1 protein-coding gene is annotated in these 1,468 nt (G+C 46.6%); it reads right to left on the reverse strand.

Going from position 1 to position 1,468, the window contains the following annotated elements:
• Positions 1–19: 19 nt before the first annotated feature.
• Positions 20–1,318: an IS110 family RNA-guided transposase gene (locus BW976_RS28825; protein ID WP_076379150.1), complete on the reverse strand. Its 1,299-nt coding sequence runs from the start codon at positions 1,316–1,318 to the stop codon at positions 20–22.
• Positions 1,319–1,468 lie beyond the last annotated feature (150 nt).

Raw genomic sequence — 1,468 nt, forward strand, 5'->3', positions numbered from 1 at the left:
CTACCCATGACAGAATGAATCATGCAGGGGCTAAAGTCATGTTTAGTTCCAGGGCAAGTTTCTGTAACCGTTTCTTTTTCTGTTGATTGACGATTAACTCATACGCAGCTAAGCCTTTCTCAACAAATTCGGTTCCTTTAACGATTAGTCGCCAATATTGGGCTGCCAGTTTTCTGGCTGTAGCTTTAATGGCTATTGCCGGGCCTTTTCGGCCTCTCAATCGTCTGGCGAATGCACCCCAGCCAATGTGTTTACTGTTCAATAAACCGTGAGCCATTTGTTTAAAGATTTGTCCAACTATTGGCCTGCCCTTACTTTTACTTTTTTTGGTTTTTCCGGTATTATGTTGTCCGGGTGATAAACCCAGCCAACTGGTGAAATGCTTCTCGCTTGGCCATTTACTCAGGTCGGAGCCGATCTCCGAATAGAGCTGTAGCCAGTTATAATCGGTAAAGCCCGGAAGCTTTGTGGCATCCCGCCCATCAAATATCTTTAGTAAATGATCCCCTAAATCATCAATCTGTGGTTTATGATGACGAATCGGCTTACGCTGGCCTCCACCGGTTGCTGGCGGCAGTTGCTTATCTCTGTTGATCTTTTGCAGAGTAGCGTCTATCTGCCGGTCGCATTCCAGGATTTGCTCCTGATAAAACTGATACGCTTTCACGGCTTGCCCTAAAGCAAAAAGACCCTGTGCAGTATAATGGCCCTGCAAAGCTTTACGCAGCTCCACACCTTTCTTTTCCCGAACACTTACATGGCAGAGCGATACCAGCTTTTCTGTATCACGCTCTCCGTTTAAAATTGCCGTAATCAATGCCATCCCACTTACACCATGTACCTGGCTTAATACCTCCGGCAAACGGATGTTCATCTCTATCAATGCCTTTTGCATGTGCTGAATATGCATAGCCGCGCTCCGCAGATGGTCTTCCCGCAAGCGCTGATAGCTGCGAAGCTCCTTGATCAGGCCCTCCGATACATAACAACGGTTCAGCAGTCCATAACTGTGCAATTGCTGTATCCACTGGCAATCTTTAACATCTGTTTTCCGGCCTGGCAACTGCCGGGTCTGACGGCCGTCTACCAGCCATACATCCAGACCTGCTTCTACAAGAATATCATACAGTACATACCAGTACACTCCTGTGGCTTCCATGGCTACCGTGTTCACTTTTTGTTCTAATAAATAATTCTTAAGTAACAACAGATCGCTGGTGAAGGTCTCGAACGAGCGGACAGGCTGAGCTTCTAGTCCGACAAATACTTTACGCGAGCCGATATCTATCCCGGCTGCATGATAACGCATCTTTTCCATTTGGTTTCTCTTTAAGCCGCGCCCGGAGGAGTATAAATAAAAGACAGACTACCCATCGGACAAACCCTCTTTTAAAGGATCGTACCATACCTTCAGACTCTTACTCCGGAACCATACTCAGTAACAGGCAATAAGCACTATAACTCAGCC

This window comes from Mucilaginibacter lappiensis (assembly GCF_900155965.1).
Taxonomy (GTDB): Bacteria; Bacteroidota; Bacteroidia; order Sphingobacteriales; family Sphingobacteriaceae; genus Mucilaginibacter; species Mucilaginibacter lappiensis.